The sequence below is a fragment of the Blastocatellia bacterium genome, assembly GCA_035275065.1.
GTDB lineage: Bacteria > Acidobacteriota > Blastocatellia > UBA7656 > UBA7656 > DATENM01.
In genome coordinates, this window is record DATENM010000102.1 from 26,603 (window position 1) to 50,482 (window position 23,880).

Here is a 23,880-nt window from a genome sequence, read left to right on the forward strand (position 1 = left end):
GCAGAGGATTGATTCAGCCTCTGCGTTCCTCCGCGGCCGCCGCGTGCGAAGCACATCTCCAGCCATCCTGCGGTTTAATAATAACCGATCATTCGTTGAGCAACTCGGTGATCTTCGATTCGAACTCGTCGTTCGACTTCGGCAGGCCGAGGTGGCGATAACGAATGCGCCCTTGCTTATCGGCAATCAAGGTCACAGGCAACTGCGAATCATCGACATTGAACGCGGCGGCGGTCTGCTTATCGCCGATAGCGACGGTGTAGCTCATCGGGTTGTCTTTAACGAACGGCCTGACCTTCGCCGCGCCTTCTTCATCCAGCGAGATGCCGACGATTTCCAACCCGCGCGCTTTGTAGTCTGTGATGAACCGGTTGAACATCGGAATCTCTGCTTTGCAGGGAACGCACCACGTCGCCCAGAAGTTGATCACCGTCACCTTGCCGCGCAACTGGTCGGTGTTGAGCGCGCCGCTACTTAACAAGCTGAGACTCAATGCCGGCAGCGCGCCGCCTGCGCCGTCGGCGGTCGCATCCGAGAGCGGCGCTTTATCGTCCGCGCGGGCTTTAGCAATCTGCGTCGCCGCGGGCTGGCCGCCTGGGACTTGCTTCATTCTGCTGAGAAAGAGCGCGGGCTTTTCAAAGCCTTCGAGCCGCAGCTCATCGCGCTCGTGGCCTGTCGCGTCAATGAAGACGACCGTGGGCACGCCGCGAACCCCGAATTTATCTCTGGCGCGCGCCGCCTCCGAGCCCTTCTCTGGGCTGGTCAGGTCGAGCTTTAAGGTCACGAAGCGCTCGGCCTCGCGCTTGACGCTCGCTTCGGTGAAGGTCGCCTGGTCAAGCTCTTTGCACGGAATGCACCACGTCGCGTAAGCATCAATGATGACGCCGCGGCCTTCGCGTTGAGCCTGGGCAACCGCCGCTTCGCTGTAAGGTTGCCACTCGATCTCCGCCTCGACCTTCTTCGGCACGACCAGCCAGATGGCGACCGCCGCCGCGCCAATGCCGATCACGCGCAACAGCCAGGCGAACTGCGCGGGCTTTGCCTTACCCGACTCGTAGAAGATCAGGTAGAGCGCCGAGAGCGCAAAGAAGATGACGAAGACGAGCGTCGTCCAGCGGCCCATCAGCGACATCAAGAAGTAGAGCGCCATGCCGATCAGCACCAGGCCGAAGACTTTGCGCACCGTCACCATCCACAGGCCCGAGCGCGGCAGCGATTTGATCGCGCCGGAGAAGGTGCCGAGAATCAAGTAAGGCAGGCCGAGCCCGAGCGCCAGCACGAAAAAGAGCAGGAAGCCATACGCGGCGCTGCCGCGCGCCCCGACTTCGACCAGTAGCGCCAGCACGAACGGGCCGATGCACGGCGCGGCGACGATGCCCATCGTTAGCCCCATCACCAGCGCGCCGACCAGCCCGCTCGTAGATTGCGTGCTGGAGCTGGCAAAGCGGTTCAAGGCTTCGGGAACTTTAATTTCATAAACGCCGAACATTGACAGCGACAGCGCCAGCATCACGCAGGCAAGCGCCACCAGCACGATGGGGTTCTGCAACGCCGCGCCGAACAGGCCGCCTGACTTGGCGGCAATCACGCCGAGAATCGAATAGGTGACCGCCATGCCGATGACATACATCGAAGCCATCGCAAACGTGCGGCCCAGTCGCGGCTTTGCCGCGCCGGCGTTCTGATTGACGAAGAAGCCGATGGTGATAGGGATGATCGGGTAGACGCACGGCGTCAGGTTCAGCGCCAGTCCGGCGAGAAAGACGCCGACGAGAATCGTCACGATGCCTTTGTCGAACAGGCTCGAACGCGAGCCACCGCCGCCGAACTGCGTCAACTCGCCCGCCGCATTCCGGCTGGCCGCAGCATCGAACGCCGGCTGCGCCGCGGCCTTCGCGAAGACATCGGCATTCGCCGCTTTGACGGCTGCCGTAGCCACCGCGACCTTTACAGGGATGGCGAGATCAAGGGTGTCGGGCGCGAGACAAACGCGGTCATTGCAAGCTTGCACGGTGTAGCGGGCGCGAATCTCAAGCGGCCCCGGCCTGATCGAGCTATCGGCTTCGGCGTCGGCCACAACATAGATCGTGCCGTCGTGAACGGCGAGCGCCTCATCGCCGAGGCCGAGCGATTCGAGCTTGATGTACTTGGGCGCGGGATAGGTCGGCTCTTTGATGGCGATGCCGGCGACCGGCTCGAACTGGACTTCAGTGGCGATGAGCCCTGCGGACGGCCGGTGTCCCTGAACGTGATAGCCCTCGGCGATGTCGAGCGCGACGGCGATTTTGAATTTATCGCCGGGCCGAATGGCGTCGGTCGAAACATAGCCTTGCGCTTTGACGACGCCGGCGCTGCCGCGCGCCCCCGTTGCCGCCGTGCCGCCGCTTTGCGCCATCGCCAGGAGCGATGCCGGCAGCAATAACAGCAGCGCCAATCCTATTCGTCCGAAGAATGCTTTTCTCATCATAGACCGACTCTCAATTCAGAACCGTTCACTTGTAGCGCAAGCTGTTAGCTTGCGCACGCCCATGCGCAAGCTAACAGCTTGCGCTACACCGGACAATTATCTAATGGCCGTGCCCGGTGGCTTGCGCTATCTCCGGCGTCACTTCGTTTAAGCCAATCACCTTACCGCCGTTTGCCGCAACAAAGGTCTCGGCATCGGCGCGCTTCGTGAAAGCCAAGAAATCCGGCCCCATCGGCCCTTCGACGCGGCTGCCATAAACGAGCGCCGCCTGCCGCCCATCCACAGGCTGGTGCGTTTGATAATCCTTGAACACGACTCGCGCGATGTTGGCGCGTTCCTGCTGCGCCGCCGCCGCCTTGTATTTGGCGGGCGCGGTGTAAAACGCCAGCAAATCGCCGGGCGATTCAAACATCAGCTTGGTGCCGTCGTTGTAATAAATCTCTGCCGTCGTCTCGTCCGCGCCGCTCACCTGCATGCCGCACACAGGGCAGTTGCCCGTCGCGGCGTCCGCCTTCACCGTCGCCGGGCGAGACGGCCCACACGCGGAAAGGCAAAAGACGAGAAACAGGAGCGACGCGGCGACGCGGAGACGCGGAGACGCAGAGACAGATGCAAGACTCGAATGATAGAAAGAGGCTCTCATATAAAAATCCCTCGCCGCGTCCCCGCTTCTCCGTGTCGCCGCGTCGCTCTTTCCCCGCGTCGCCGCGTCGCCTTATTCGCCGACGGCTTCAATCCAGCCGCCGCCGACCACGCGGTCGCCGTCATAAAAGACCGCCGCCTGGCCGGGCGTGATGGCGGCCTGCGCTTCATCAAAGACGACGCGCACGCGGCCTGCGCCGAGCGGCGTGATCGTCGCCATCGCTTCCACGGCGCGATAGCGGACGCGCGCGGCGGCACGCACAGGCTCTGTCGGCGGCGCAATGGCGATCCAGTTCACGCCGTTGGCAGTAAACGATGACTGGTACAGCGCTTCGTGCTTGCCGACGACCAGTTGATTGCGCGGCACATCGATCTTGACGACGTAGAGCGGCTCGGGCGAGCTGATGCGCAGCCCGCGGCGCTGGCCGACCGTGTAGCGATGCAGACCGCCGTGCTCACCGATGACCTCGCCCTCTGCGGTGGTAATCTCGCCCGTCTGAAGCGTCCGGTCGTCGCCCCGGTTCATCTCATAGCGCGCGTACTTCTCGACGAAAGCCGCATAGTTGCCATCGGGCACGAAACAGATCTCCTGGCTTTCGGGCTTTTCGGCGGTTTCCAGTCCGAGCGTGCGGGCGATCTCGCGCGCCTCGGCTTTCGTCATGTTGCCGAGCGGGAAGACGGCGTGCGCCAATTGCTTCTGCGTCATCTCGAAGAGAAAGTACGATTGATCTTTCGAGAGATCGCGCCCCTTAAGCAGCGTATATCGCCCGCTCCGCTCGTCGTATTCCACGCGCGCGTAATGGCCGGTCGCAACGCGAGTGGCGCCGACTTCTCTAGCGGTGCTGACCAGCCGCGCGAACTTCAGTTTTGTATTGCACGAAACGCAAGGAATCGGCGTGCGGCCCGCGAGATAGTCGGCGACGAACGGGCGCACGACGGCGCGCTCGAAATCAGCTTCGAGATTGAGAACGTAAAACGGGAAGCCCAGACCTTCGGCGACCAGGCGCGCGTCATAGACATCGTCGAGCGAGCAACAGCGGCTCGGTTGCGGCTCGTCGCCGGGCGCCAGCCGTCGCCGCTGATTCCACAACTGCATCGTGAAGCCGACAAGGTCGTGGCCTTGATTCTTGAGAATCGCGGCGGCCACCGAGCTATCGACGCCGCCGCTCATTGCTACTGCGATCTTTGCCATAACACTTCATACTTTGCCCGCCCCGCAAGCCAGTGCTATGATCCTTTTTCACATGGCGCACAGTCAGGGGCGCAGGCTGGTTCTAAAGTTTGAAATTATACACGAGTGGTTGCTGGAGAGCCAATTTCGCAGTCTTACACCAGGACGATGATTACCAAACACAAGACCGTTGAACAAGACATCGAGAAGTACACACTGGCGCGCGAGCCCTATTATCTCGCCGTCGCTGATGAAGTCGAGCTTTTTGAAGCCGCCTATCGCGCCAAGCTGCCGGTGATGCTCAAAGGCCCGACCGGATGCGGCAAGACGCGCTTCATCGAATACATGGCGTGGCGGCTGTCGCGCCCGCTGGTGACGGTTGCCTGTCACGAAGACCTCTCATCAACCGACCTCGTCGGCCGCTTTCTGCTCGAAGGCGACGAGACCGTCTGGCACGATGGCCCGCTGACGACCGCCGTTAAAGCCGGCGCCATCTGCTATCTCGATGAAGTGGTCGAGGCGCGCAAAGACACGATTGTGCTGATTCACCCGCTGACGGACGACCGCAGGATTCTGCCGGTCGAAAAGCGCGGCACCATCTTGCGAGCGACTGACGATTTTCTGCTGGTCGTTTCCTACAATCCCGGCTATCAAAGCGTCTTGAAAGATTTGAAGCAGTCCACACGGCAGCGCTTCGTGTCGCTGGAATTCGATTACCCGCCGCCGCCGCTCGAAGCCGACATCCTGATGCACGAGGGCGGCGTCGACGAGCAGACGGCGCGCGACCTGGTGCTGATCGGCGAGAAGGTGCGCAACCTCAAAGGCCACGGCCTGGAAGAAGGCGTTTCGACGCGCCTGCTGGTCTACGCCGCGCAACTGGTATCGAGCGGCATCGCGCCGCACATCGCCTGCGAAGTCGCCATCATCAGCCCCATCACCGATGACCGCGAGCTGCAACGCTCGATGCGCGAGATCGTCACGACCGTAATCTAGGCATTCATTCCAAGCGAATCGAGAATTGCCCTCAGGCGGTGCCACTCGCGCCACTCGCGGGCGGCGCTCTTTTCAAGCTGCGCATTGAGCGCCGCGCGCTGCTCAAGCTCAGGCACGCGCACAGGTGTGGCCGCCAGGGTCGCGGGCTGCAAGCGCGGGCGCGTGCCGCCGCCACCCGCCGGCAGGTTGGCGAGAAATGACGCCGAACGCCCAACCGCCCACCAGAAATAGACCATCCCATCGCGCGGCACGAGCTGAACAAATTCGGACTTCACCGCAAAACTGAGCGGGCCGCGGCGTCCGAGCCACGCGGCGCGCGGCGTCACGATGATGTTGCCGAGATAGGCGCGCATCGTCCCCATCAACAACGCCCGCTCGCCGATCAAGCAGAACCTCGATGGCGCAACTTGAACCGCTCCTTGTTGATTCGCTTCTTCAAGCCTGAAGGTCAGATGATCGCCGCCGCTGATATCGCCATATTCAATCGGGCGAAAGGGCGAAGACGAATCGCTGGCCGAACGGCGCAGGCCGCGCACCTCGACATAATCGCCGAAAAGGGCGCTTGCTTTGGCCGACTGGTAAAGGTGCGGGTCCCAGATGGCCGGCTGTCGCTGTCGCTCTTCAACAATGCGGACGAATAGTGTGCCGTGCTTGTTCATCATCATCCTTCATTCAAGCCCAGGGCCTCGCGGACGTCCTCGCGGGCGACGATCTCAGCTAACTGATTCGAGCCATCTTTCATTCGCCGGTTGAGCTGCACACCGGCTGTGGGCGCGCTGGCAAAGACGGCCTGATGGCATTGCCGCTCGGCCTGTGGGTCGCGCTTGTCGAGGATGAGAAGGTCTGCGCGCGCCGTCGTGCCGGCGGCCATGTGAAAGATGCCTTCGGGCAGTGTGATGACGCCACGCATATGCCAACGCTCTTCGACCGCCGCGCGCAGCCTGCGAAACTCGGCATTGACGATCAGCGAATGCGGCAGCAAACAGACCAGTCGCCCGCCCGGTCGCAGCAGCTCGAAACAGACATCGAGAAACACCGCGTCACTCGTGCGGTAGCCGAGCGCGAACAGCCGGCTACGGCTCGGCACCGCGTCAAGCGACAGCGAAAACGGCGGGTTGGCGAGAATGTAATCGACGCGGCCGCGCCATCGCCTGAGCGGCGCGGCGAACTCATAAAGGTTCGCTTCGATCAATGTCCGCCGGTGATGTGCGGGCGCGGCCAGGCAAAGCGAGATGGCGGTGAGCGCCACGAGTGAGGGCTCGATCTCGTTGCCGACCAGATGGCAACGGGCCTCGCCCCAACGCTCGGATGCGGCCAGCAAGAAACCGCCGCCGCCACAGGTCGGGTCCATAATCACCGCCCCATCAACTCGTGGCAGCAAGCGCGCCATGCTTTCGGCGACCGGGCGCGGCGTGAAGAACTTGCCTGAGCCTTCGCGGAATCGACGCCCGACGAAATGCAAATACCAGTCGGCCAGCCGTTCGCCGCGTCGGTCTGTGCCGACTACTTCGTCAAGCAAACGCGCCAGCCCGGCGTCCCGACGCAAGACGGCCAGGGATGGTTTCAAACCTTTGAGGCGTGCGGCCTGTGGCTCAGAGAGACGGCAAGCGGCCGCGTTCAGATAACGCGCGGCCAGAAGGCGAAACGCCGCTTCGCCTTCAATGCCATGGCGGCGCAGCTTGCGCTCGAGCGCCTGTTTGTCATCGGTTGCGGTTTGCCTGATCATCGGATTGCGTAGTTTGGCGCGGGCTTGCGGCGAGAGCTCGCGGCGCGCCGAAAGACCCTCTTGAAATCGTTTGCCGGGTGTGGCACTGTGTAATTGCTCTTTCGCCCCGATCTCGTGGCAGCGCCGGTAACGATGATTTAGAGTGAAGGTGTGGGCAGACGATCATGAACAAGGGTCAGCAAGCTTGGATCAGAGTGCGGGGAGCGCCGGACGATCCCGAATCGTTCGACCTCGCGACCTGGAACGGCATTGTCTGGCAAATCCCGCGCACCAATTCGCTCGGCGATGTGATCCATATTCAAATCCCCGATTACATGGTGGTCGAAACCATGCCGGCGACCACTAACCCGCAAGACATCTACCGCAAGCTCAGAGAAGAACGCGAGCTGTAGCGCGTTCTTCCCGCCTAACGCGCGGCGCGACCGGCCACAGGGTTGCGCAACTGGCCGATGCCCGCAATCGTGATCTCGATCTGTTCGCCGCCCTGTAAATAGATCGGCGGGTCCATGAAGACGCCGACGCCGGAAGGCGTGCCGGTGCTGACGATGTCGCCGGGCCGCAAGGTCAAATCCTGCGAGATGAACTCGACCAGTTGCGCTATCTTGAAAATCAAATCGCTGGTGTTCGATTGCTGGCGCAATTCGCCGTTGACGCGCAGCGAGATATCGAGGGCGTGCGGATCAGCGATCTCATCTTGCGTCACCAGCCAGGGGCCGCACGGCGCAAAGGTGTCCAATCCTTTGGCGCGCACCCACTGTTTTTCGCGCGCTTGCAGGTCGCGCGCCGTCACGTCGTTCACAATCGTATAGCCGGCGACATAATCGAAAGCGTCTGCGGCGCTAACCGAGCGCGCTTCCCTGCCGATGACGAAAGCCAGCTCGGCTTCATAGTCCACGCGCTCGCTGGCGTGCGGCAATTGAATCGGCTCGTCGGCGGCAATCAGCGCGGTGACGTTCTTTGAGAAGATCAGCGGCGACTCAGGCGGCTTGATGTTCTGCTCGGCGGCGTGCGCCGCATAGTTCAAGCCGACAGCGAGAATCTTCCCCGGCCTTAACACCGGCGGATTCAACTTTATGGAGTCGAGAGGCAGAAGCGGTCCCGACTCTTTGTGCGCGGCAACCAGAGCCGAGAGCCTTTCGACGCCCAGCCGATAGAGATCGAGCGCGTCTTCCAGGCGCGGATGTGATTCGCGCCACTCGCCCGCGGACGCGGCCCCGGTCGCCGCCAAAGCCGTCACATCGAGCACTTCATCGCCGACGACGACGCCGGCGTGGTTGGCGTCGCCGATCTTCATGGATAAAAGTTTCATCAAGCCTCCGTTGCCTGCCTTAGTCGGCGCCAGCCGATTGCGCCGCAGGAAAGCGATGATGACGAAGCGCGCGCGCTGCCGTCAAGTCTTCAGGTTGCTCGGCGCTGCCGCCATCGCTTATGCTGTCACGTCAACATCATCTCGGAGAAAATAATGATCATCCCTTTCAGCGAAATCCGTCACCTGATTCCCGGCTACACCTTCAACGAATATGGCCAGTTGACCGGCCATTACGTGCATGCCGACCGCATCATCTGTGAAAGGACTGATGGCCGCGTCAAGGTGTGGCTCGACCGGGAATCGTTCGACGCCAAAGACCCGGAGCGGCTCATCTGCGATTACGCCGAATCCGACCTGCTCGGAAGGTGACGAGTGACAGGTGACAAGAAAGGTTCGTCGTGAGTCTCTGCGTCTTGTCACCTGTCACCTGTCACTCCTTACTTCTATAGATGGAACAGCGACTCACATTCATCGGCTTCGGCAACGTGGCACGAGCGTTTGCGCGCATCCTTGCGGAGCGCCGCGCGCGGCTCGAAGCGGGATATGATTTAACGACGCGGACGACCGGCATCGCTACGGCGCGGCACGGCTGCATTCTCGCTTCAGAGATCGATCTCTGCGAAGCGGCTGAATGTGTCGAGCGCGGCCAATCGCTGACGACGCTGCCTGGCGTCGTCGCGGTGGATGATGCCTTTAGCGTTATCGCCCGCGGCGAGGCTGACGTTATCTTTGAAACGTCGCCGCTCAATCCAATGACCGGCGAGCCCGCCGCTTCGCACATTCGCCGGGCGCTGGCGCGCTCGCTGCACGTCGTCACGGCGAATAAAGGCCCGCTGGCCTTCGCTTATCGTGAGTTGCGGTCGCTTGCCGCCGACAACGGCGCGCGGTTTCGTTTTGAAGGCACGGTGATGGATGGCGCGCCGGTCTTTAACCTCGTCGAATCCTGCCTGAAGGGCGTACAGATTCTCGGTTTCACCGGATTGCTCAACAGCACGACCAATATCATCTTGAGCGGCATGGAAGCCGGTCAGTCGTTTGACGCGGCGCTCTCAGACGCGGTGCGGCGCGGCATCGCCGAAGCCGACGCTGATTACGACATCGACGGCTGGGACGCGGCGGTCAAGGCGGTCGCGCTCGCCAACGTCTTGATGCATGCGGACGCCCGCCCAAACGATGTCGCGCGAGTAGGTATTCGCGGCATCTCCGTCGAACAATTGCGCCAGGCGTCAGATCAAGGCCGCGCGATTCGTTTGCTGGCGCGCGGCGAGCGCACCGCGAGCGGTGTGCGTCTATCGGTCGTGCCGGAAGCCCTGCCGCTGAACTCGCCATTGGGCGCGGCGCGCGGCGCGTCGAACGCCGTAACGCTCAAGACCGATCTGATGGGCGAGTTGACCCTCACCGAAGACGATCCCGGCGTCGCGCAGACCGCCTACGCCTTGTTGAGCGACCTGCTGCGCATTCATTCGAGTGACAAGTGACAAAGCGGAAGGGAGTCAGGAGTCAGAATGAAGAAGGAAGTCGGCGGCAGCCAGTACGCTTGTCCGCCGGCGCTTCTATTCTATCTTTTAGGCTCCCCTTCCTTTTCCATTCTGACTCCTGACTCCTGACTACGGATATTGTCCCTTGTCGCCCCATAAACATTTCGGAACTTTGTGGTTAGCCGGACGTGTGTGAGAAAGGGTATAATGATGGAGGATCAACCCAAAGAGGAAACGCGGACTGAATGGCCACAGTCATCTCTCAGGCGCAAGCGATAGGATTCAGCGGCAGCCGCTCGGTCGAGGCGGCCAGCGACCACGAGTTGCTGGAAGCTATCCGTGATGGCGACGAGGCGGCGTTCCAGGAGATCGTCCGCCGCTACCGCAATCCCATCACCAACTTCATCTACCGGATGCTTGATGATTACGAACGCAGTGTCGAGCTGGCGCAAGAGACCTTCATCCGAATTTATACGAGCGCGTCGCGTTACCAGGCGAACTACAGCTTCTCGACCTACATTTATCGCATCGCCTCGAACCTCGCCATCAGCGAATTGCGCCGCCGCAAGCGCCGCAAGCTGGTGTCGCTGTTCTCGCCGTTTACCAACGACGAGGGCGAAGCCATTGAGCTGGACCCGCCCGACGCCAACCCGTTGCAGGACGAGACGCTCATCCGCGACGAGCGTCGCAAGGCTGTGGCGCGCGCCATCTCGTCACTGCCGGAGAAGTACCGCGCCGCCATCGTGCTGCGTGACGTCGAAGGCTTGAGCTATGACCGCATCGCCGAGGTGCTGAAGTTATCGGAAGGCACGGTCAAGTCGCGCATCAACCGCGCCCGCAACCTGCTGAAGGAAAAATTGAGCGCGTACATTTGAGGGTGACCCGCTCTGGAGTTGAGTTATGAAAGTCTGTAGCGAAATCAAGAGGCGGATAGACGAGACTGAAGATGTCGAGCTGTTCGATATCGAAGTCGCGCGGCACACGGATGCTTGCGGCGAATGTCGCCGCTTTGCCAGCGAGCGCGCGGCGCTGCGCAATCTGCTCGCCGCGACGGCGCGCGTCACTGCGCCACCCAACTTTAACGCCGTGCTTGAGGCGCGGCTCGCCGCGGTCAAAGCGCGCCGGCCGCTGGCCTGGCTCAACCCGGCTTTCTATCTGCGCGTCGGCGCGGCGACGGCGGCGCTCACCGTCGCCGTCTTTGTCGCGCAATACAACGGCCTGTTTGGCGCATCGCCGGTTGACGGGATTCAGCCGCAAGCCCAGGCAAACACTTCTGGCCTGATCGCCGGCGCGATTCAAAACGGCTTGCCATCGCAGTTCTTCACTCCCCAAGCTCCGGCGAATAACGCAGCCGGGGAGCGTGATACAGCGCGCGGCGTCATTGCGGTCGCCGCAGTGAACGGACATGCAGGCAACCACGCGCGCGCCATCCGACGCGGCGCAGGCGTGCCGCTGCTGGCTCCTGTGGACGCCGCTTTTGTAGACAGTGGCGCGATCCTGATCCCCGGCAAAAATGGCGGGCGCGATGTCACCGTGCCGACCGTCAGCGTCGGCGCGCAGCCGATGCTTTATGTCAACGCGGGCCGGCAGCCGCAAACCACGCGCACCGTCCCTGTGTCGTTTTAGGATAACCGAGCCCGGCAGGCCCGGCAGTACGCCATCAAAGCGCGTCGTCTATTTTCTATCTTCATGAGTAAAGTTGCGGTACTTCTTTTCGTCGTCCTCTGCACGCTGAGCGCCGCGGCGCAGACGCCGCCGTCGCCTTCGGCACCGCCCAACCCGTGGACCGTTTCGGTCGTCCACACGGTCGATTTTCAGAAGCACGTCGAGTGGATGAAGCGCCAGGGCAACGAGCGCATCGCCGTCCCGGCGTCGCCGCCGGCCTACGTTTATAACTTCGCTACCGGCCTGGTGATTGACGATCAGGGCCACGTGATTACACGGCTCGTCAATCTGACGCCGCTCGACAAAGAGCCGCTCATCAACGTGACGGCGGCAGACGGTTCGGCGCACAAAGCACGGCTGATCGGCATGGACGGCGCCACCGGCTTCGCCCTGCTCGAAGTCGCTTCGCTCAAGAGCGGCCAGCCGAAGCTGGCGCCCGCCGGGGCGCTCAACGCCGGCGCCCGCGTGCAGATTCTCAGCACAGACATCCAGCAACAGGTGCAGACGACGACGCAAGGCCCGCGTTTGGTCTTTACAACGGCAATCACTGTCGCGCAGGGCAGCATCGGTCAAAGCAGCATCTACGCGAAAGCGCGCGGCGCGCTGACGGTTTATTCCGGGAGCTTGCTGTCACGCAACGACAGCAGCGTCGTCGTCACCCCCGACAATCAGGTCGTCGGCATCGCGCAGTACGCCGGCTTCGGTCGCGCCTACCTGTTCCCGCTGACCTTCATCCGCGACACCGTCGCGCGCCGTGTGATGGAGAAGAAAGGCTTCGTGCCCGCCGGCTGGCTGGGAGCGCGCGGCGACAGTATCGCGCAACTGGCGGACGACGAGTTCAACCAGACGGGGTTGCCGAGCCGCGCCGGAGTCATCTTGCGACAGGTCGCGCCCGAAAGTCCCGCGGCGTTGAGCGGCATGCAGCCGGGCGATGTGATTCTCAGCGTTGACGGCTTTGACATTGTCAGCGCCGCCGATTTGATCGCCCTGCTGTCGATGTCGCCGGCGGGCCGCAAGGTGACGATTCACGCCTCGCGCAATCACCAGGCAATCGAGTTCACCGCGACGCTCGGGGCGCGCGCCGACAGCGAATGGCGCTATTCGTTCTCGACTTCCGAGCAGCAGTTAGAGCCGCTCGAAGTGCAACGCGCACAGCTCGAAAAGCGGCGGCTGGAATTGGTCCAGCGCCACTTCAAGTACAAAGAGGAGGCCGCCAAAACGGCCTCGCGCGAAGCCGGCGAAGCGCTCAACGAAATCGATTACGAGATACGCAACATCAACGAGTCGTTGCGCGCTATCGAAAACATGATGCACCAATCGTCAGCGCCGCCGCGGCCCGACCTGACGAAAGAGATCATTGGCGGCGATTTCGTCGTCGGCAACCTGAATGAGCAACTCGCCGGTTACCTTAAAGTGCCGAAGGGCGGGGTGTGGGTCAAAGAAGTGGCCCCGGGTAGCACGGCGGCGCGCATCGGCCTGAAGGCCGGCGACGTCATCGTCAGCGTTCAGGAGCAAGAGCTGACCAGCGTCGAACAACTGCTCACGGTGATTAATTCAAAAAGCGGCAAGATCACCCTCAAGGTCATCCGCAACAATCAGCCGCTCTCGATCAGCTTTGGAAATGAACAACAGTGAAACAGGGGCTAGGGACTGGGGGCAGTCCCGTAGGGACGCCATGTTTATAGTCACCGGAGATAAGAAAGAACCGAGCCCCGAAGGGGCGAAATGTCTAGATGCCGCTCCTACGGAGCTTGAAGCACAAGCCGACTCGATGACTATAAACATCGCGCTCCTAACGGAGCTGGGGAAACTGCTTCCTGCCTCTTGCCTCCTGCCTCCTAATCCTCAGCCCCTCTCCCCGTCCTTGCCGATGGCCACGGCGATGTGATACTTACCAGATTCTTTCATGACTGGCTCGTTCAATCGCCGACATCTCCTGCTCGTCGCCCTGCTCTGCCTGGCGGCGGTTCCCTACTTCACGAGGCTTGGCGCATCGTCACTGTGGGATGCCAACGAAGCCTTCTACGCCGAAACGCCGCGCCGGATGATCGAATCGGGCGACCTCATCAATCCGAGCTTCAACGATCAGCCACGCTTCAACAAGCCGCCGCTTTCATACTGGGTGGTCGCCTTGTTCTATAAGCTGTTCGGCGTGTCTGCGACTGCCGAGCGGCTGGCGATTGCGCTGGGCGCAATCCTCATGATCGTCACGGCGTTCACGCTCGGGCGCTTGCTCTATTCGACAGAAGCGGGATTATACGCCGCCCTGGCCCTGGCCATTGCGCCGCGCTTTCTGATGTTTTCGCGCCGCATCATGATCGATGTCTACATGGCGATGTGGATGGCGGCGGCGCTCTTGTTCTTCGCCCTCGCCGAAGCGCGCCCCAGCGAGCGAAAGCGCTACCTCATCCTGATGTATGTGGCCGTGGGCCTGGGGGTGTTGACTAAAGGGCCTGCGGCGGCGCTGCTGCCGGCGCTGGCTGTAGTCATCTATCTGGCGCTGCACCGCGAGCTGCGGCGCTGGCGCGAGATGATGCTGCCGCTCGGCGCGCTGATCGTCGCCGCCATCGTCTCGCCCTGGTATCTGGCCATCTACGAGCAGCACGGCTGGCACTACATTTCCACGTTCATCCTGAAAGACAACCTGTCGCGCTACACGCAGCCGGTGTGGGGGCCGCGCCGCGGCGTCTTTTTTTATATCCCGGTCGTTTTGGGGGATATGTTTCCCTGGTCGCTTTTTCTCATTCCCGTCCTCCTGCTTGCCGCCCGCGGCTGGCTGCAAAGCTCACGGCTCATGGCACGCTTGCGCCGCAACCCAGAGCGAGGGGTAGAGACAACTCAGGCCAACGCGAATGAGGCGAGCGCGCCGTCAAGCGCGCGCCTCGAACGATTATGCCTGATCTGGGTAGCGGTGACCGTCGGCTTCTTTTCGCTGTCACAGAACAAAGAAGACCTCTACATCCTGCCGATCTATCCGGCAGCGGCGGCGCTGGTCGGCGCCTTTCTGGCGCGCGCCATCGAAACCCCCAATAGCGAAGCTCACATTGCCCGCCCGTGGCGCAACTGGGCGCGCTGGAGCGCGGCGGCGATGGGCGGCTTGATCGCCGCTAGCGGGTTGGGCGTTCTTTACCTTTTCGCGCACTCGGCGGCGGATTACCAGTTTGACGGCGCGCGCTTGATTGGCGCCATCGCGGCCACCGGCGGCTTGATCGCCCTGGCGCTCAGCCTGTTCAAGCGCCGGCGGCTGGCGGTGCTGGTGACGGCGTTGACCGCCGTCGCCTTCAACCTGGTATTCGTGGCACGAACGCTCGCGGACTTCGAGCGCTTCAAGCCTGTGCGCCCGTTCTGCGAGTTGGTTCGAGCCGAAGCGCCCGCCGCCGCGCTGGTCGGTTATTACCGCTACGCCGCGCCGAGCATGGTCTTCTACCTGCGGCGGCCAGTCTTCGAGTATTACCGGCCCGAAGAACTGCTCGACGCCTGGGGTTCGGGCCGCGCCGTCTATTGCGTGATGCTCGCCGATGAATACGAGGCGCTCAGGCCGCAATTGCCGACGCCTGCGAGGGTTCTTGCCAGCCGTCCGGTCTTTCAAGTAAAGTTGAAGTCTATACTGGAAAAGAAAGAGCCTCCCCAGTTGTTATTGATCACAAATCAAGGTGGTGCGGTATTCGCCGAATAAATAAAACCCTGTTCACGGTGCTGAAGATTGCCGTTAGCCTCGGCATTCTGGCCTACATCTTTCTGAGGGTGGTTGACTTCAACCTGCTCTGGAAAGAGTTGATCACGGCGAACCCGCTTTACTTCGCCGCCGCCGTCCTGGTCTATTTTCTCGTCCAGGGGTTGAGCACCTGGCGCTGGCACATGCTGTTGAAGCCACAGGGCCTGGACGTGCCGTTTCCAAGAGTCCTGGCCTATTACTTTCTCGGCATGTACTTCAACTTCTTCCTGCCCTCGGCCATCGGCGGCGATGTCGTTAAGGTCTACTACCTGAACAAGGAGACTAAACAACTGAGCGCCTCGGCATCGTCGGTCTTCTTCGACCGCGACATCGGCATGGGCGGGCTGGTGTTGATCGCGCTGGTGACGGCACTGCTCGCAGAGCCGGGGCGCATGTCGATCAACGGCGTGCCGCTGGTGCCGATCTTCGCGCTCATCGCCATCGGTTTTCTGGCCGCTAATCTGGCGATTTTTTACCGCCCGACCTACAACCTGCTGCACCGCTTGTTGAGCCTGTTCAAGATGAAACGGGTGGACGACCGTGTCGAGCGGCTGTTCAACTCGGTGAACGTCTATCGCAATCGCTGGGGAATGATCACGGCGACGATGGTCATATCACTGGGCGTGCAGGTTGGCTGCGCCATTGTGAACTTGCTGGCCGCCAGGGCCATCGGCATCACGGAGGCGGGGCTGGCCGATTACATGGTCTTCATACCGGCCATCGGCTTGATCAGCATGATTCCGATTTCGGTCGGCGGCACGGGCTTGCGCGAAGCCTCTTACATCCTGATGTTTTCTTCCGTGGGGGTCGGACGGCCCCAGGCGCTGGCGCTTTCGATCCTCTGGCTCGGCGTCATCGCCATCACCAGCCTGCCCGGCGGCATCGTCTACATCGCGCGCGGCAGCGGCAAGGCCGATCATATTCCGCCCGACGTCGAAACGCTTGAAGCCGAGGCTTCGCAAGACCCGGGGATCGGCAATAAGTCGGGGGCTTCGTTTTCGACGCTGCCTGAGCAAGCGGAGGAGAGCCCGACGACTGTCTGAGCCGTCGCCGCTGCTAATAACGCAACCGCGCAGCTTGCCGGGCGTTTATTGAGTATCACTGGTTATGAGCATTATCAAGAAGTCATTCGCAACCGTTATCACCGTCACCTTCTTCGTCTGCCTGTCGGCGACAGCGTCGGCGCAAAAGTCAAAATCGCCCCCCGTCGAGATGCCGATGGATAAGCAGTACGAATTGAGTCGCAAAGCCGCGCCGCTGCCGAGCGGGCCGGATTTTTACATCGAGCCGGTCGCCGGTCGGATTCTGCAATTCAGCATCTTGCTGACCGATAACAACAACCGCTCGGTGCCCGGAACCTTCATCCGCCCGCAGATCGAGATTCTCGAAGACTTGCTGCTCGCCAGCAAGGCGTTCGCGCTCAATGAAGAAGAGGTCGGCACCGCCAGCAAGCCGAAGATCACGCGCTTCATGGATAAGCATGAAAAGGCCTTTATCATCGATGTGCAGAAGGCGGGCGACAAGACCCATTTCTTCCTGACGATTGAATCGTTGTTCGGGAGGCTTACGATAGACGCAGGGGTCATCAAGCGCGGCGCTAAGAAGCCCGGCGAGGCGGAAGCGCCGGAGCCGCTATTTTATAAGATCATCACACGCGTGCAGGAAGCCAAAAGCGCTGCCCTGACCCTCCCTCAGGGCCAGTAAGCGCGGCAGGCTATCAAATCAGGAGCTTTCAGGCATCGGATGATTCTGGCGAGCGGTTCAGGTGAATGGCTCGACCTGCCGGCCCGGCACCGTTTTTCGTTTAGCAATCAATTCTCCGACCGTCACCAGAAAGCCATCAAAATCGAAAGGTTTTTCGGCGGCAGCGTCCGCGCCGGCGTCAATCGCTTCGCGCGCCACATGCGCCCCGAAGGCGGTGACGACCAGCACCGGCGTCTTGTCGAGCAGGTGATCTCGGCGCACACGCTGCACGAACTCGATGCCGTTCATATTCGGCATATGGATGTCTGTGATAATTAGATCAGGGTCTTGCCCGATGGCCGCCGCTAATCCGGCTTCCCCATCGCCTGCCGCGATCACATCATAGCCGCTCATGCGCAACAGCTTGGCGAGAATGTCACGCGAGTCGCGATTGTCTTCGATGACCAGTATCTTTCCCTGTTCCTCGTTCATGGCCATACCCGTTCGTCCCTAACCACTCACGCGTCTCTTAAGATGATTCTACTCCCAGTCGCCGCTAAACTGTACTGGCATTATGGGTCGCAATGAAGATGCAAGAATTTGTCCCCGCTGATTGGGTCTTCGGCCATAGGCGTTGTTGCGATTGATTCGCGCGCGGCGACAAGCCAGGGGAGGCGGTCAAAAGATCAAGGACGAAGGGCCGATTCGGGAGCCAAAATGAAGAAGGGAGGGGATCATCTCCCCTCCCTCTCACAATCGCTTAGCTACGCCACGTCTTGTGCAATAAGAGTTTTCAATATGCGACCGTGCGAGCTGTGGACGCTTGTGAGTGTTCGAGATTAAAATCCGAACTCGCGGTTATCTTCATCAACCGTTGTGCCAGAGTCCGCCCCGGCTGCTGATTTTTCGCCAAGCACGGCGCTAACTTGCTCGTTCACACGAAAAAAAGCTCTGTTACAGCCCGGCGACCGCCTGCCATACGACTCTGGGTGAGAGACGAAAATCCATTCGCGTCACATTCATAGCTCAACCGTGAGACACTTATGCCGCCACCACCGGCCGCGCGGCGTCGGATTACCCCAGGCGGTCAAGGTCGGGAACCCAGAAGGCGTAGCCGCGCTCCTGGTACTGTCGCTCTATGCATGTCAATCCAAGCTCAGGCAAACGCTCCTGGCTATGTCCTAGGTAGGTGAAATGCGGCAGGTCGTTCGGCACTGTGCGAAACCAGCCATAGCGGCCCAGGACCTGCTCGACGCGCTCGTCCTGATACTCGGCCACGTCAAAAGCCAGCAGCGACAGATGCTGAGACGCCCCCGGCGCGGCGACCGAATAGAGAATCGAGCGGTCGAAGAAGGTGCCGAAATAGAGTTCTTCGCTCGCCTCGATTTCCAGGATGAGACCGACCTGCTCGACCGGCGCAAGCTGACGGATATGTGAGGCGCGCTCCCTTGTGATTCGGCCTTCGGCTTCCCAGTGTTCGAGGCCGCGCGTGACGTTGCGCACCCAGAGATTCAGCGTGTCTTGATAAGAGCGCCCGCCGGAATCCTGTGCCCGCGCCGTGATCTGGCCTTCGTGATCGTTCATCTCTGAAGCGGCGCGGATCAGCGCGTCGAGGGCTTCGGACTGCAAAGTCATCTCGTAATCGCCGATGCGGGCGCGGCTGACGCTCAAGGTCAACTGGAAGGCGTCAACCTCCGCCGCATCGGCAAAGATGATCGTCGGTGGCGGGGTCGCCGTCGTCACAAACAGCGCGCCGTATTCGGCAAACAATCGTCGCTCGACCGGCGACGCCAGCCGCGCCGCCGTGGATTCTAATAAAGCATTCATCTATTCATTGCTTCCCTTCTTAACGGCTGTGGGTAGCCTAGCATCGCGGCTCATGCCTTTCAACGCGCGGCCCGGAAAGCGCCGCTAAAGGGTCAGGGCCAGTTGCTCGCGGCGCGGTGTGTCAAGCAATCCGGTTTCTGCCAGCACATGCGCGGGGATGGGCAAGCGTTCGAGGGCGCGCGGCTCGACCTTGATCGCGCCCGAACCGTAAGACTTGCCGACCAGCCGCAGGTTGGCGGCGGTGTCGGGATGCTTGAGCGCCTGCCAGAGCTTTTCGCTATCCGTCTCTCGGCCTGGACGCGGATAGATGCAGAGAAAGCCGGTTAAGGGTAAGACCCCGGCAGAGTTACGGATGAATCGAGCATTGCGCCGTCCAAGATAAGCAAACAGAAATGGCGGCGCGCGGCGCGTTTCCATCTTGTACCAGGGTTGGCGCGTGGCAATCAGTGTGCGCCGGTGAATCCCCATCTGCTCGCCTTGCAGAAGGTAATCGCGCACCGCTGGCGGGAATGAATCGAGAGGGCGGCCATCGGGAGAAAACAGCCATGTCGGTCTGCCCTTCCGCGCCAGCTCGTTTAGCGTCGCCTCGGTCACTGCATCGCCGGTCACATCGCGCGTGCGCCCGACGGCAGGAATCAGCAAGTCGCCTGGAATGCGCAAGGCTTGCGCTTGCCGTGTGGTGAGAAAGAAGAATTCATTCGCGCCGGTCGCGACGCCGCGTATGACGGTCACAAAATCGCCCAGCGTTGCGCCCGTGTGGGCCGTGGCCACCGGAGGCCGTGACAGGCCGGTCGCGAGCGCCTCTTTCAATTCACGCTCAATCACCGCCAGTGCCGCGCCATTTGATTCGGTAAACCCCGACGCCGCCCAATCTATCAAAGCGTGGCGGTCGGCGGCAGTCACCTCTGCCCATTGCAGGCGCGTCACCGGCAACGAATTCTCAATCAGAAAGATGACCGCATTCGTATCGACGGCGGGGAATGGCGAGGCCGCCGAAGCAAACGTGATGACGGCATCGAGTCGGAAGCGTTCAGTGATCCAGCGCCAGAGTGCAGACGCAAAGACGCCTTCGCAGGTGTCTGCGGGCATAATGAAAGCCAGCCGCCCGCCGCCTTCAAGCAGAGTCAGCGCCCGCAATAGAAAGTAAACATGCAGCCCTGCACGGCCATCCAAAGGCTTGCCAAGCAGGTCGGCGCTGAACTGTCGCAGCAGGGCCTTAGTTTGGTGGGAGAGGCGATGATGGCGAATGTAGGGCGGGTTGGCGGCAATCGCTCGGAATCGCCGCGCCGGCGGATTGATCGCAAAGTCACGCATCTCGACCGCAGCCAGATCAGCAGATGAAAGGCCGCCCGCCTGCGCCTGCGCGATAGCCTGCGGGTCAATCTCGGTGCCATAAAGCGTGACGGTTTTCCCGGCTTTTGAGGCGATTCGCCTGGCCGCCTGAAACAACGCGCCGGCGCCGACTGCCGGATCGAAAAGATGGTCGGCGCCATTGCCGAGAACATACGCGGCCATCGCGTCGGCCACCCACTCAGGCGTCCAGAACTGGCCTTTGACTCTGAGCGCCGCGCGCTCGTGCCGCATTGATCGTCGCGTTTGTGGTTGCAACTTATTCGTTGTCTGTCCTGGCATCGATTCGCCGGTGAGTAAAGCGCCGGGCCCCTGGGCCGGAATAGTCGGTGACCGTATGGCCTGCGCCGATGAGCTTGTACTTGTAAGTCACCAGCCCTTCCAATCCCACAGGGCCGCGCGGGTGTAGCTTCGCCGTGCTGATGCCGACCTCTGCGCCGAAGCCATAACGGAAGCCGTCAGCGAACCGCGTCGAGGCGTTCCAATAAACGCCCGCCGCATCCACTTCGGCAAAGAAGCGCTCGAAGGCCGCCGCGTCTTCGGTGATGATCGCCTCTGTATGACGTGAACCGTAGGTGTTGATGTGGGCGATGGCTTCGTCGAGCGAATCCACCATCTTGACGGCCAGGATCAGGTCGCAGTACTCCATGCCCCAATCGGCTTCGGTTGCCTCGCTCACTTTTTCGCGCCCGACGATGGCCCGGCTGCGATGGTCTACGCGCACCTCAACGCCGCTCGCTGCGAGCGCAGGGGCGACAAGCGGCAGGAACTCTCGCGCCACGTCGCGGTGAACCAGCAAGGTCTCGACCGCGTTGCAAGCCGCCGGGTAACCGAGCTTCGCATCCCCCGTGATCGCCAACGCTTTCTCAAGGTCGGCGGCGCGGTCAACGTAGACATGACATAAGCCATCGGCATGGCCAAGCACAGGAATGTTGGTATTCTCCTGCACGAATCGCACCAGCGCATTCGATCCCCGCGGGATGATTAAATCGACCGAGCCTTCCGCCTTGAGCATCTCGCCCACGTCTTCGCGCCGTTCAAGCAGAGCCATTGCGTCCGCGGGCAAGCCCGCGCCTTTCGCCGCCGCCCGGATGATTTCAAACAAGGCGCGGTTTGAATGCTCGGCTTCGCGCCCGCCCTTGAGCAGCACGGCGTTGCCGCTCTTCAGGCATAAGGCGCTGATCTGCACCAGCGCATCGGGGCGCGATTCAAAGATCACCCCGACGACGCCAATCGGACAGCTCACACGATAGAGGCGCAGGCCCTCATCCAGCTCCATCGCATAGGTGATTTCGCCCACAGGGTCCGCGAGCGCCGCGACCTGCCGGACGCCCGCCACCATGTCACTGAGCTTCGCTTCGTCGAGTTTCAGCCGCCGGTATAGCGCTTCAGCCATCTCGCCACTTTCAACGAGCTGACGCGCGCGCTCAAGGTCGCGGCGGTTGGCCGCAAATACCGCCTCGGCCTGAGATTCGAGCGCGCCGGCAATCGCCGCCAGGGCGCGGTTCTTAGCCGCGCCTGTCATGCGCGCGAGTTGCGCCGAGGCGGCTTTGGCTTTTCGTGCGGCTTCGATTACTGAAGTCATCTTCGATTACGTTTGCCGTGTGGCGCAAGGCGGTTAGCTTGCGCGAGTCGCTGCGCAAGCTAACCGCCTTGCGCCACATGCATCACCGGGTCTCAAGGAAGGCGATGTTGTCGCGGGTGATCAAGGCATCGTAGTTGCGGTCTTCGATCAACTCATCGATGCGCGTCGAATGCTGACCGCTGATGCGGCGCGCTTCGTCGCTCGAATAGTTGACCATGCCGCGCGCGAATTCCTGCTCGCCTTCATCGATGACGCTGACGACATCGCCGCGCTCGAACGTGCCGCGCACCTCGATCACCCCTGCCGCAAGCAGACTCGCCTTGCGCTCGACCAGGGCGCGGCGCGCCCCTTCGTTGACCATGAGCGCCGCTTTCACCGTGGTCGCGAAAGCGATCCAGCGGCGCTTGCCCGGCAGCCCCGACTGCGGCAGAAAGAGCGTGCCGACGGCTTCGCCGGCAAAGATGCGCGAGATGATCTGCGGCAGCTTGCCGCCGGCGATGACCGTGGCGCAGCCGGAACGGGCGGCAATGCGCGCGGCTTCGATCTTCGTGCCGATGCCGCCGCGCCCGACCTTTGACGCCGAGGCGGGCCCGCGCGCCAGGGCTTCGATCTCCGGCGTGATCTCCGACACCAGCGGGATCAGCCGTGCGTCCTTGCTGCTCGGCTCAGCCGTGTAGAGACCATCGACGTCTGTGAGGATGAGCAGCAGGTCGGATTCGGTCTTGCTGGCGACCAGCGCCGACAGCTTGTCGTTGTCGCCGAAATTGACGCGCACCTGTGGCGCGGCCTCTTCCGATTCCAGCTCGGCGGTCGCTACCGTGTCGTTCTCGTTAATGATCGGCAGCGCGCCCAGCTCAAGCAGTTTGCCGAGCGTGCCGCGCAGGTTCAGGTAACGCTGGCGGTTGGAAAAATCCTCTTCGGTCAGCAACACCTGCGCGGTGGTGACGCCGAGGCGGTCAAAGCCTTCGGCGTAGAGCGCCATCAGCCGGCCCTGACCGATGGCGGCGCAGGCTTGCTTGAGCGGCAGCAGTTGCGGCCGGCGCGTCAGGTTTAAGCGTTGCGCCCCAAACCCCACCGCGCCCGACGACACCAGCAAGACGTCGCGGCCGGCGCGCTTGAGATCGGCAATCGCTTCGATGAATGCATAGAAGCGCGAGAGCGCCGGCCCGCCATCTTCGCGCATCAACACCGCCGTCCCCAGCTTGATGACGACGCGGCGGGCGTCGTTGATGATGCGTCTCGGTTCTTCGCTAGCCATGCTCATACGGGGGATGCAGGGGTTATCGGCTTGACCAAAACCCGCAAGCCGCGCGCTTCAGTGCGACTCATTGCCGGCGGTCTCTTTGGCCAGCATCTCGGCAGCCTCGCGCGCTTTCTCCTGATTGATCGGCTGGGTGCGCGGCGTGTAGTAACGTCGCAGCCAGCTGCTCAAGCCATCGAGTCCGGGCAGCAAAACGCGCTCGGTGATGTTTGCCTGGTCGAGCTTGTCGCGCACTTCCCATTTGGCCGCCGCCGGGATAATAATCTTGCGGCAAAGCTGCGGGTGATGGATCAGCCAGTCGTCGAGCGCCGCGGTCGGCGACGACATCAGCGAGAAGAGCGCGAACTGGTTGACGATGCGGTCGTCGAGCGACGGCGGCTCGAAGAAGACGACGAAAGGCTCATGCGCCAGCCGGTCAAACTCTGACGGCGTCTTGGCGACGCTGTTCAGCATATCCACGGTGAAGGTGTACGAGCCTTCTTCGCGCAACACATCTTTCAGCTTTTTGGGGATCAGCTCGTTGGCCGCGGCAAAGTCTACGCACCAGATGACGCCGTCGATCTCGAAGTCTTCGAGCCGCGCGGTCGCAAAATGCATGGCCACGTAGGGCGAATAGGTCCAGTCAATCAAGCGCGTCGGCAAGCCGTGATGCTGGCCGAGCGCCATCCAATCCCAGAGCGAATCCGGCGCCGAGTCGCGCCGCGCATACTTGCGGAAGTTCCGCAGCAGGTGGCCTTCGAGTTTTTCCGACGAGCCGCCGAGGCGGACAAGGCCGCTCTTCAAGGCGTAATTCGCGTCGGACAATCCGCGGAAGGCGACGTTCGAGCGAAAGCGCGCAATCCCTGCCTCCCACGAGCCTTCGTAAACCCGCTCGCTCAAATCGCGCCAATCATTGATGCGAATCTCTTGCACACAGTCACCATTCATCGTCTTCAGACCTTGATTTGAAATTCAGAAAAAGTATGGATGGAAAGGCGGCAGGAAAACAAGGCGATTGAGAAATGGCCA

At 61.7% G+C, this 23,880-nt stretch carries 22 protein-coding genes; 10 read left to right on the forward strand and 12 right to left on the reverse strand.

The window, feature by feature from the left end; translation table 11 throughout:
* Positions 1–88 precede the first annotated feature (88 nt).
* The 3 genes from VJ464_22605 to mnmA all read right to left on the reverse strand — a co-directional run bounded on the left by VJ464_22605 (position 89) and on the right by mnmA (position 4,301).
* Positions 89–2,467 carry a cytochrome c biogenesis protein CcdA gene (locus VJ464_22605; GenBank protein ID HKQ07935.1) on the reverse strand — a complete coding sequence of 793 codons (2,379 nt, stop codon included), beginning with the start codon at positions 2,465–2,467 and terminating at the stop codon, positions 89–91.
* 100 nt (positions 2,468–2,567) lie between these two features.
* Positions 2,568–2,984 carry a nitrous oxide reductase accessory protein NosL gene (locus VJ464_22610; protein ID HKQ07936.1) on the reverse strand — a complete coding sequence of 139 codons (417 nt, stop codon included), beginning with the start codon at positions 2,982–2,984 and terminating at the stop codon, positions 2,568–2,570.
* Between the two features lie 198 nt (positions 2,985–3,182).
* On the reverse strand, positions 3,183–4,301 hold the full coding sequence (gene mnmA / locus VJ464_22615) for a tRNA 2-thiouridine(34) synthase MnmA (GenBank protein ID HKQ07937.1): 1,119 nt from the start codon (positions 4,299–4,301) through the stop codon (positions 3,183–3,185).
* A 147-nt stretch (positions 4,302–4,448) separates the two neighbouring features.
* Here mnmA and VJ464_22620 point away from each other — a divergent pair, with 147 nt between their 5' ends.
* The gene (locus VJ464_22620) at positions 4,449–5,273 is read left to right on the forward strand and encodes a CbbQ/NirQ/NorQ/GpvN family protein (GenBank protein HKQ07938.1); all 825 of its coding nucleotides are present in this window, start codon (positions 4,449–4,451) and stop codon (positions 5,271–5,273) included.
* Here the strand turns inward: VJ464_22620 and VJ464_22625 are convergent.
* Both VJ464_22625 and VJ464_22630 read right to left on the reverse strand, forming a co-directional pair.
* On the reverse strand, positions 5,270–5,938 hold the full coding sequence (locus VJ464_22625) for a hypothetical protein (GenBank protein ID HKQ07939.1): 669 nt from the start codon (positions 5,936–5,938) through the stop codon (positions 5,270–5,272). The two genes, VJ464_22620 and VJ464_22625, sit on opposite strands and share 4 nt — an antisense overlap.
* Complete coding sequence (locus VJ464_22630; protein ID HKQ07940.1) at positions 5,935–6,999, reverse strand: N-6 DNA methylase; 1,065 nt, start codon at positions 6,997–6,999, stop codon at positions 5,935–5,937. Before VJ464_22630 ends, VJ464_22625 begins: the two co-directional genes overlap by 4 nt.
* A 164-nt stretch (positions 7,000–7,163) precedes the next feature.
* Between VJ464_22630 and VJ464_22635 the strand changes: the two genes are divergently transcribed.
* Positions 7,164–7,391: a hypothetical protein gene (locus VJ464_22635; GenBank protein ID HKQ07941.1), complete on the forward strand. Its 228-nt coding sequence runs from the start codon at positions 7,164–7,166 to the stop codon at positions 7,389–7,391.
* A gap of 14 nt (positions 7,392–7,405) precedes the next feature.
* Here the strand turns inward: VJ464_22635 and VJ464_22640 are convergent, their stop codons facing one another.
* Positions 7,406–8,308, reverse strand: a complete 903-nt coding sequence (locus VJ464_22640) for a fumarylacetoacetate hydrolase family protein (protein HKQ07942.1) — start codon at positions 8,306–8,308, stop codon at positions 7,406–7,408.
* 153 nt (positions 8,309–8,461) lie between these two features.
* Here VJ464_22640 and VJ464_22645 point away from each other — a divergent pair, with 153 nt between their 5' ends.
* The 8 genes from VJ464_22645 (at position 8,462) to VJ464_22680 (ending at position 16,870) form a co-directional block, all read left to right on the forward strand.
* Positions 8,462–8,677: a hypothetical protein gene (locus VJ464_22645; protein ID HKQ07943.1), complete on the forward strand. Its 216-nt coding sequence runs from the start codon at positions 8,462–8,464 to the stop codon at positions 8,675–8,677.
* A gap of 80 nt (positions 8,678–8,757) precedes the next feature.
* Positions 8,758–9,786 (forward strand): homoserine dehydrogenase, encoded by a 1,029-nt coding sequence (locus tag VJ464_22650; GenBank protein ID HKQ07944.1) that lies wholly within the window; start codon positions 8,758–8,760, stop codon positions 9,784–9,786.
* 245 nt (positions 9,787–10,031) lie between these two features.
* Positions 10,032–10,661, forward strand: coding sequence for a sigma-70 family RNA polymerase sigma factor (locus VJ464_22655; protein ID HKQ07945.1), 630 nt, complete (start codon positions 10,032–10,034; stop codon positions 10,659–10,661).
* A gap of 25 nt (positions 10,662–10,686) precedes the next feature.
* Positions 10,687–11,412 (forward strand): hypothetical protein, encoded by a 726-nt coding sequence (locus tag VJ464_22660; GenBank protein ID HKQ07946.1) that lies wholly within the window; start codon positions 10,687–10,689, stop codon positions 11,410–11,412.
* Positions 11,413–11,475: 63 nt separating this feature from the next.
* On the forward strand, positions 11,476–13,086 hold the full coding sequence (locus VJ464_22665) for a PDZ domain-containing protein (GenBank protein ID HKQ07947.1): 1,611 nt from the start codon (positions 11,476–11,478) through the stop codon (positions 13,084–13,086).
* Between the two features lie 271 nt (positions 13,087–13,357).
* Positions 13,358–15,127: a glycosyltransferase family 39 protein gene (locus VJ464_22670; protein ID HKQ07948.1), complete on the forward strand. Its 1,770-nt coding sequence runs from the start codon at positions 13,358–13,360 to the stop codon at positions 15,125–15,127.
* A 17-nt stretch (positions 15,128–15,144) separates the two neighbouring features.
* A complete protein-coding gene (locus tag VJ464_22675) occupies positions 15,145–16,209 on the forward strand; it encodes a lysylphosphatidylglycerol synthase transmembrane domain-containing protein (protein ID HKQ07949.1) in 1,065 nt (354 codons plus the stop codon).
* A gap of 64 nt (positions 16,210–16,273) precedes the next feature.
* Entirely contained in the window at positions 16,274–16,870 is a 597-nt protein-coding gene (locus VJ464_22680; protein ID HKQ07950.1) for a hypothetical protein, read from the forward strand.
* A gap of 57 nt (positions 16,871–16,927) precedes the next feature.
* Here VJ464_22680 and VJ464_22685 read toward each other — a convergent pair whose 3' ends face one another.
* The 6 genes from VJ464_22685 to VJ464_22710 all read right to left on the reverse strand — a co-directional run bounded on the left by VJ464_22685 (position 16,928) and on the right by VJ464_22710 (position 23,799).
* On the reverse strand, positions 16,928–17,347 hold the full coding sequence (locus tag VJ464_22685; protein HKQ07951.1) for a response regulator: 420 nt from the start codon (positions 17,345–17,347) through the stop codon (positions 16,928–16,930).
* Between the two features lie 576 nt (positions 17,348–17,923).
* Positions 17,924–18,676 carry a hypothetical protein gene (locus VJ464_22690; protein ID HKQ07952.1) on the reverse strand — a complete coding sequence of 251 codons (753 nt, stop codon included), beginning with the start codon at positions 18,674–18,676 and terminating at the stop codon, positions 17,924–17,926.
* Positions 18,677–18,760: 84 nt separating this feature from the next.
* On the reverse strand, positions 18,761–20,260 hold the full coding sequence (locus VJ464_22695; GenBank protein HKQ07953.1) for an N-6 DNA methylase: 1,500 nt from the start codon (positions 20,258–20,260) through the stop codon (positions 18,761–18,763).
* 25 nt (positions 20,261–20,285) lie between these two features.
* Positions 20,286–21,611, reverse strand: coding sequence for a glutamate-5-semialdehyde dehydrogenase (locus VJ464_22700; GenBank protein ID HKQ07954.1), 1,326 nt, complete (start codon positions 21,609–21,611; stop codon positions 20,286–20,288).
* Between the two features lie 82 nt (positions 21,612–21,693).
* Positions 21,694–22,875, reverse strand: a complete 1,182-nt coding sequence (gene proB, locus VJ464_22705; protein HKQ07955.1) for a glutamate 5-kinase — start codon at positions 22,873–22,875, stop codon at positions 21,694–21,696.
* A gap of 51 nt (positions 22,876–22,926) precedes the next feature.
* Positions 22,927–23,799, reverse strand: coding sequence for an FRG domain-containing protein (locus VJ464_22710; GenBank protein ID HKQ07956.1), 873 nt, complete (start codon positions 23,797–23,799; stop codon positions 22,927–22,929).
* Between the last annotated feature and the right edge of the window lie 81 nt (positions 23,800–23,880).

Excerpts from the sequence above, each read along its gene's own strand:
- VJ464_22645 (HKQ07943.1), top strand. The coding sequence starts at position 8,462 with ATGATCATCCCTTTCAGCGAAATCCGTCACCTGATTCCCGGCTACACC.
- VJ464_22710 (HKQ07956.1), bottom strand. The coding sequence starts at position 23,799 with ATGAATGGTGACTGTGTGCAAGAGATTCGCATCAATGATTGGCGCGAT.
- VJ464_22680 (HKQ07950.1), top strand. The coding sequence starts at position 16,274 with ATGAGCATTATCAAGAAGTCATTCGCAACCGTTATCACCGTCACCTTC.
- VJ464_22670 (HKQ07948.1), top strand. The coding sequence starts at position 13,358 with ATGACTGGCTCGTTCAATCGCCGACATCTCCTGCTCGTCGCCCTGCTC.
- proB (HKQ07955.1), bottom strand. The coding sequence starts at position 22,875 with ATGAGCATGGCTAGCGAAGAACCGAGACGCATCATCAACGACGCCCGC.
- VJ464_22685 (HKQ07951.1), bottom strand. The coding sequence starts at position 17,347 with ATGGCCATGAACGAGGAACAGGGAAAGATACTGGTCATCGAAGACAAT.
- VJ464_22700 (HKQ07954.1), bottom strand. The coding sequence starts at position 21,611 with ATGACTTCAGTAATCGAAGCCGCACGAAAAGCCAAAGCCGCCTCGGCG.
- VJ464_22665 (HKQ07947.1), top strand. The coding sequence starts at position 11,476 with ATGAGTAAAGTTGCGGTACTTCTTTTCGTCGTCCTCTGCACGCTGAGC.
- VJ464_22635 (HKQ07941.1), top strand. The coding sequence starts at position 7,164 with ATGAACAAGGGTCAGCAAGCTTGGATCAGAGTGCGGGGAGCGCCGGAC.
- VJ464_22650 (HKQ07944.1), top strand. The coding sequence starts at position 8,758 with ATGGAACAGCGACTCACATTCATCGGCTTCGGCAACGTGGCACGAGCG.
- VJ464_22695 (HKQ07953.1), bottom strand. The coding sequence starts at position 20,260 with ATGCGGCACGAGCGCGCGGCGCTCAGAGTCAAAGGCCAGTTCTGGACG.
- VJ464_22660 (HKQ07946.1), top strand. The coding sequence starts at position 10,687 with ATGAAAGTCTGTAGCGAAATCAAGAGGCGGATAGACGAGACTGAAGAT.
- mnmA (HKQ07937.1), bottom strand. The coding sequence starts at position 4,301 with ATGGCAAAGATCGCAGTAGCAATGAGCGGCGGCGTCGATAGCTCGGTG.
- VJ464_22630 (HKQ07940.1), bottom strand. The coding sequence starts at position 6,999 with ATGATCAGGCAAACCGCAACCGATGACAAACAGGCGCTCGAGCGCAAG.
- VJ464_22605 (HKQ07935.1), bottom strand. The coding sequence starts at position 2,467 with ATGATGAGAAAAGCATTCTTCGGACGAATAGGATTGGCGCTGCTGTTA.
- VJ464_22655 (HKQ07945.1), top strand. The coding sequence starts at position 10,032 with ATGGCCACAGTCATCTCTCAGGCGCAAGCGATAGGATTCAGCGGCAGC.
- VJ464_22690 (HKQ07952.1), bottom strand. The coding sequence starts at position 18,676 with ATGAATGCTTTATTAGAATCCACGGCGGCGCGGCTGGCGTCGCCGGTC.
- VJ464_22625 (HKQ07939.1), bottom strand. The coding sequence starts at position 5,938 with ATGATGATGAACAAGCACGGCACACTATTCGTCCGCATTGTTGAAGAG.
- VJ464_22640 (HKQ07942.1), bottom strand. The coding sequence starts at position 8,308 with ATGAAACTTTTATCCATGAAGATCGGCGACGCCAACCACGCCGGCGTC.
- VJ464_22620 (HKQ07938.1), top strand. The coding sequence starts at position 4,449 with ATGATTACCAAACACAAGACCGTTGAACAAGACATCGAGAAGTACACA.